Source organism: Desulfomarina sp., from assembly GCF_054039375.1.
On record NZ_JBPLBA010000048.1, the window covers coordinates 1 to 6,725 of the forward strand.

At 48.1% G+C, this 6,725-nt stretch carries 4 protein-coding genes and 1 riboswitch; of the genes, 2 read left to right on the forward strand and 2 right to left on the reverse strand.

The features are described 5' to 3' along the window. Both ACXLDX_RS02725 and ACXLDX_RS02730 read left to right on the forward strand, forming a co-directional pair. A partial coding sequence (locus ACXLDX_RS02725; protein WP_457575658.1) for a sensor histidine kinase occupies positions 1 to 824 on the forward strand: 824 nt, incomplete at its 5' end. A gap of 223 nt (positions 825 to 1,047) precedes the next feature. Then, on the forward strand, positions 1,048 to 2,697 hold the full coding sequence (locus ACXLDX_RS02730) for a methyl-accepting chemotaxis protein (RefSeq protein WP_457575659.1): 1,650 nt from the start codon (positions 1,048 to 1,050) through the stop codon (positions 2,695 to 2,697). Between the two features lie 52 nt (positions 2,698 to 2,749). Here the strand turns inward: ACXLDX_RS02730 and ACXLDX_RS02735 are convergent, their stop codons facing one another. Beyond that, positions 2,750 to 3,616, reverse strand: coding sequence for an ABC transporter substrate-binding protein (locus ACXLDX_RS02735; protein ID WP_457575660.1), 867 nt, complete (start codon positions 3,614 to 3,616; stop codon positions 2,750 to 2,752). A gap of 338 nt (positions 3,617 to 3,954) precedes the next feature. Then, positions 3,955 to 5,997, reverse strand: coding sequence for a TonB-dependent receptor plug domain-containing protein (locus tag ACXLDX_RS02740; RefSeq protein WP_457575661.1), 2,043 nt, complete (start codon positions 5,995 to 5,997; stop codon positions 3,955 to 3,957). A gap of 166 nt (positions 5,998 to 6,163) precedes the next feature. Beyond that, positions 6,164 to 6,417, reverse strand: a riboswitch (cobalamin riboswitch). Positions 6,418 to 6,725 lie beyond the last annotated feature (308 nt).

Below are 6,725 nucleotides of genomic sequence, written 5' to 3' on the forward strand. Positions count from 1 at the left end.
ACAGGCTGCAGGCAAAACTTCTTCAGAAAGAAAAACTCGAGTCAGTTGGTCGTCTGGCGGCCGGTATTGCCCATGAGATCAATACACCCGTTCAGTTTGTTGCAACAAATATTGAATTTCTTGGAGAAGCCCATGGGGATGTGTGCAGTCTTATGGAAGATATTGAGAATATCGCAACGCACTGCGGAACGGACGCGGAAGAGAAATTCAAGGCGGCTCTGGAAAATGCGGACTGGGAGTTCCTGCAGGAGGAGATACCGGCTGCCATTGTTCAGTCCCGTGAAGGGATTGACAGGGTCTCTTCGATAGTTCTGGCAATGAAGGAATTTTCTCATCCTGGGACACGTGAGCGGGCCCTGGCCGATCTGAATAAATTGATTGAAACTTCATTGACCGTGACAAGAAATGAATGGAAATACCATGCTGAAATAAGAAAAAATTTTGCTGAAGACCTTAAGATGGTCCCCCTTATTGTCGATGAGATGGGGCAGGTGATTTTGAATCTGATTGTCAATGCCGCCAATGCCATTGAAGAGCGCAACAGTAATACGGAGAATGGAGAAAAGGGTATTATTGAAATCACTACAAGAAATGTTGAATCCGGAATTGAGTTCGTTATACAGGATAATGGTATCGGTATTCCTGAAGATATCATCAAGCGAGTATTTGATCCGTTTTTTACCACCAAGGAAGTGGGAAAAGGGAGTGGGCAGGGGTTGGCTATCTGTCATGATGTTGTTTCCAAAAAACACAATGGTTCCATAGAGGTCAACTCCAGTCCGGAGGAAGGAACCGTCTTTACCGTTTACCTGCCTGACGAGTAGCATGCACTTTTTTTAAAACGAATTCTTACTGGACATTAAAAGAGAAAATACGATAAGCTTTTAATTGATTGAAGATGGAAAGGGATACGTTCGATTTCTTCGATACGGTATCTTGAATGTCGGAATGGCTGGACCATAGGTCAACTATAATAAGCAATGAAAATCCCGACTGCGGCGGTACGACCATCAGTCGCTGATTTTCAGCTAAACAAAGGATAAACTCATGACTGTCAAGAAGAAAATGGTGTTGCTTTCACTGATACTGGTTGTATTGCTCCTTATCACAGGGATGCTTCAGTTCCGTTCAATTTCCAGGATATCAGCCAACTGGGAACAGTATCAGCAGACGGCATTAAAACGACAGATACAGCTCACCGAGATAAAAAGCCAGTTCGGCTACGGCGGGTTTATCCATAATTTCAAAAACCATGTATTGCGTGGTGCCGATAAATACGCGGACAGGTTTAAAAAGAACAAGGAAAAGATGGATAAAGCTTTTGCCGAGTACAGGGGTATGGATCTTTCTCCTGAAGAGCGAAAGGCCCTTAAGGCAGTTAAAGCGGTGGCTGATCAATACGCAAAGGCGGTTGATGTTTCCATTGCCATGCACCGGCAGGGGAAGACCACTACCGAAATTGACAAAGCGGTGAAGATAGATGATTCTCCTGCATTCAAGGGATTCGAGGTTCTTGATGAACGTGTTCGTGCCCTTGAAAAATCAGCGGGAGAGCAGTTGAATAAAAAGATTGGAGCGATTTATGTCCTGATGCTGGTTTCGGCGGCAGCCCTGGCGATTTTCTTTATCCTCTTTTTTCTGGTATTGACCGGAGTGGGCAAACGGTTTGCCAGGTTACATCGTGCCACAGTTGAGATCGGCAAAGGAAATTTATCTGTCCCCATCGATATCGAGGGCAGTGATGAAATTGCTTCAATCGGCAAGGCGCTTGCCGAAATGTCGGCAAAACTCAGGGATGTGATTCAGAGAATTCATGAGCAGGCCAATGTTCTCAGTGATTCATCACAGTCCCTGTCAGGGATTTCCGCAGATCTTTCCGAAGGAACCAGGGAGGCGGCCGAACAGGCGGACAGCGTAGCTGCAGCAACAGAAGAAATGAGCGGAAATATGAACTCGGTGGCTGCAGCCAGTGAACAGGCTTCTGCCAATGTCGGTCTGGTTGCCGATGCCATAGATGAAATCCTGACTTCGGTGGAACAGGAGGCAAAACAGACGGATAAGGCAAAAGAGGTTACCCGGCATGCTGTGAGCCTTGCCGCGAGTTCATCTGACAAGGTTGACGCCCTTGGAACCGCTGCTACCGAAATATCCAAAGTGACGGAGGTGATCACAGAGATATCCGAGCAGACGAATCTGCTGGCTCTTAACGCTACCATTGAGGCGGCGAGAGCCGGTGAGGCCGGCAAAGGATTTGCCGTTGTTGCCAATGAAATCAAGGAGTTGGCCAAGCAGACTGCCGAAGCCACAGGAGAAATAAAGAATAAAATTGCTTCAATCCAGAATTCAACCAATGAGACTGTTGAGGAGATCAGGCAGATCAGCAATGTTATTGGAGAAGTGGATGTCATTGTCAGTGAAATAGCCATGGCGGTGGAAGAACAGAGCGCCACTTCCGGTGAAATCTCACAGAATGTCTCCCAGGCGGCGGAAGGGATTATGGAGGTGAATGAAAAAGTTTCCCAGAGTTCTACCGTTTCTTCTGAAATTGCTCAGAATATTTCAGAAACCAGTGAAGTCGTTTCCAGGCTTTCTGGAAGTGGAGAAGAGATCAGGAATATGGCTGGACACCTTTCAGAGCAGGTATCGGCCCTGAAAGAACTGACCCGGAAGTTCAGGGGGGGGAGTCAGGAGCGGTAAACTGTTCTTCATACCCGTGCAACCAATTGCTCACAGGCTGCATCATCAGATGTCACGGATCCAGGAAGATTTCAGGGTGGAGGAGTGTTGCAACCAGTTTCAATGTTCTGACAAAAGTCATTGGAGAAGGACTGCAGATGAGGTCGGGATCGATAATATGAATTCGTTTTTTCTCTGTTGCCTGGAGGACGGGAATATGAAGCCATCTGGTCATTTCCTCTCCGGCAAGCCCGCTTTCCGATCCCATGATAGCCACGATAATAACCTCCGGGTCAGCGCTGATGACCCGTTCGTAGCTGGTGGCCCCTGAATTGTCTGTCAGAATATTTTTCCCGCCTGCCAGTCGGATGAAATCACTGGTGAATGATTTTTTGACTGAACCGAAGAGCGGGGTGGTGCCAACCTGGAGAAACACCGTGGTTTTTTTTAATGGTGCAACCTGTCGTTCTATTCTCCGGACCTCTGATTCCGCCAGAGCGATAATGTGTTTTGCCTGCTCCGAAAAACCCAGGATTTTTCCGAGTTCAAGAAATTGACGACAGATTTCTGAAAAAGATGTCGGTTGTTGAAAATGAACAACCCTGATATGAAGTCTGCGCAGTTTTTCTATCTGTTGTGGTGGTGTCAGCGCCGTTGCCAGAATGATATCCGGGTGCAGGCTGAGGATTTTTTCAATAGAAATCTGCATTACCGAGCCGATTTTAGGCAGTTGTTTTGCTGCCTCCGGGCGTATGCAGTACTCAGTATTGCCGACCAGCCTGTTCCCGGCCCCAAGCAGATAGACATTTTCGGTGTTAATCGGTCCCAGGGAGACAATTCTTTCGGGATAACCTGCGATCGCAAACCTGGAAACAGGGACAAGGATGAGAATTACCGGAAGCAGAATCATCGGGAATATCTGCAGAGTTGAAGGTTTCATTATATTCGGGAATCTGCTTTGATATCGGCTCAATGTAACTCCTCACACGGGACACCAGATCATCCGTAATCCCGGGAAAAATATGCGGGGGCTTAAACAACAGCCCCGTGAAATTCCATAACCTCGACTTGCGTGAGACATTCCTGCAGGGTAATTACTCACAGGTACCCCAGCTTTTCACGGTCTCTTTTGTCCGCATAGGCAGGTAAAAGCGAACAAAAGAGCCTGCAAAAATCTACGGCACCTGTGAGTAGTTACCCTGCAGGTTGAGTTTTGTACGCAACTGGTTGTTTTGGTAATTCACCCCGTTTTCCAGGAAAAACGGGGTGAATTTTGGGTTAAAATGAATAGGCGTAGCTCAGGTAGAAGGCACGACCCGGTTTCGGGAATCCTTTTTTCTCGTAATAGTCCTTGTCAAACAGGTTGTCGATTTTGAGGGTGAGCCTGTGATGGTCCCTGATGGTGGTGCCGAGAACCAGGTCAACCACGGTAAAGGACGGGTATTCGGTTTCGGGATATCCCGGTGCATTCCAGTCCGTATCCTTCATTTTTCCCTGGCTGCGGAAGTGCAGTTTCCCGTCGAATATTCCCTCTTCATAAAGAATGCCGTAATTGATCGTATAGTCAGCCACATTATGAATATCTTTCATTGTCCCACCGGGTTGTTCTTCTTCCGCTTTGAGAATGGATGTGGAGTTGATGAAAAAAGAAAGTGTCCGGTTCCACTCCAGGGGGGCACCCAGGTCAAAGGAAAATTCGGTTTCAATACCGTCCATTTCAGCACTGAGACTGTTTTCATAGGTCGTTGTGGTACCTTGCGTAACCGTGCTGATCTTATCGTCCACATCCGTGTGAAAATAGGTGATATCCATGGAAAGCCCCCACCCGGGCAGTTCATATCCCGCACCGAAATCGTAAGTGATGGAGGTTTCCGGATCAAGTGATCCGTTTCCTCTGGTGATCATGGTGACACCGCCCACAAGCCGCTCGGAATACCCGGCGAGCTGGGCTGCGGTCGGGGGAACAAAGGCTTTACCGACGGTGGCGTGTAGCCGGATTCCCTGGTCAAACAGGTAATTGAGTCCCGCGCGGGGGCTGAAGGTGGAAAAGTTTTCGGAGTTGGGTGTGAAGTCGGTTTTGTAGGGTGTCGCCTTTGTCTCCACATCAAAGGTGTCATATCGGCCACCGGCTGTGGCGGTGAGTCTTTCGCCGAAAAATTTCCAGACGGTTTCCAGGTATCCGGCAATATTTTCACGGCTTTCATTTGGAGAATAGGGTGCCTTTCGACTGCCGTTCTGGTAATAACTCCTGCTTTCCCTGTCAATATTCTGGTAATCAAAACCGGCAATGAAACGGTGAGCGCCCAAGGAGTATTCGTCTTTAACCTGGAAACCGAACCAGTCAATCTCAGAATCGTAGCTGCGGTAAGGTGTTACCTGGACCGGTACAGACCATCCTGCATAATGTTTGTAGGATTCGGAGGTTTCATTTGTTTTGTAGGCGGTGAAAGAGAGCTGATTGTCTTTTCCCAGTTCGCCGGCAACATTCATATCCACGCCATAGCGGTCAATGTCTTTATGTCCGGATTTGTTGTCACCGTCAAAGGTGTCACCGGGAAGCTCAATATCTCTTCCCTGGTAGAGATCGCCGCTTATGTCCACCCGCCATGATTCCCCGAGATCCGCTCCAAATCGCAAGGTTCCGTTCTGGGTCCTGTAGCTGGTGTTGGCTCTGGTTTTACCGTTACCCATATCGAAATCATCCACCTGGTCAAAACGGTTGGCCGACAGGTCAAAATCAAGGATTTCACCCAGACCGCCTCCTATGGCCGCTTTCTGAAAATTGGTCTGGAAGGAGCCAAATCCGAGTTCGGCCATGCCGGTCAGTCTATCCGTATTTTTCTTTGTTATGATATTTACGACACCACCCATGGCTTCAGCACCGTAGAGGGATGAGGCCGGGCCTTTGAGTACCTCAATTCTTTCAATATTGTCGGCAAGGATTCCAGCGAGGTTGGTAGCTCCTGCCGGGCGTCCGTTTATGAGGATTAGGGAGTGTTTGGTGATACCGGAAAATTCAGGCCTGAAGCCGCGGATACCTATTCCGGCAAGAGCACCGGGATATTCTATAACACCGATTGAGCTGTTTTTCTTTAATTGTTCCGTAATTGTTTTTCCGGTTGTCAGCCGGATTTCCTGATTATTGATAACTTCCATTTTGGCTGGAATTTTATCTATTGCCTCTTCGCTCCTGGTTGCGGTAACCACCATTTCCGCCATGGTCGTCTCCGTTGCTTTGTCCTGTTCAGACTGTTCCGCCATGCCAAGTGAAGGGGTGGCAAGGAGCCACAGGGCAAGGACGGCTTGCGTTTTTTTCTTCATGATCCTATCTCCTGTTCTGTTATTTCCAGTCCGGAGATGCCCGACAAGGGTAAAAAAAATCCCCGGACCAATAAATATTGATCCGAGGATGCCCTGGTTTTCCACGAATTGTACCGACAGTCCCCTGTCCACGGAGGCAGCCGTCAGAAACCCTGGTATTATGGCGGATTTCTTTCTTTTCCAGGCAGGTCTTCTGACTTCCGGTTCATTTTACTTGTTGCGCCTTCCCATTTACCTGTGGCAAACAGTGGCATGGAGCTACCTTGAAAAATCGTATTTTCGCCTGATCTTGAACGAAATTTCAATTTTCAAGGCACCCGTATAGCAACGTTCATCCCCGGTTACAGCGGCGGGCCCGTCCCCGATTCCCACGGGGTTCCCTTTCAAGCTCGTGAGAGCACCTGGAAAACTCCAGTAAATATAGACAGGAGGATGGAAAAAATGTCAAGAGGAATGTGGTTGTGAGCCCATGCCCTGACAGGAATGGTTTGTATATCAGGTTTCCTTAAGCCTAAATCATGTCATTCTGTCAATGGTCCTGAACCATTGACTTCCTGTTATGGCTTCGCGTGGCTGGGATCACAGATCGGTAAAATGAACTACCCGATCGCGACCGAGATTTTTTGCTTTGTACAGGGCCCTGTCGGCACTGAGTATGATGTCTTTTCCTGTGAAAGGTGTATCAGTCGGGAGAAAACTGGCAACTCCCAGTGAAATTGAAACCGTGC

Coding starts and splice junctions, on each gene's coding strand:
- ACXLDX_RS02740 (WP_457575661.1), bottom strand. CDS start 5,997: ATGAAGAAAAAAACGCAAGCCGTCCTTGCCCTGTGGCTCCTTGCCACC.
- ACXLDX_RS02730 (WP_457575659.1), top strand. CDS start 1,048: ATGACTGTCAAGAAGAAAATGGTGTTGCTTTCACTGATACTGGTTGTA.
- ACXLDX_RS02735 (WP_457575660.1), bottom strand. CDS start 3,616: ATGAAACCTTCAACTCTGCAGATATTCCCGATGATTCTGCTTCCGGTA.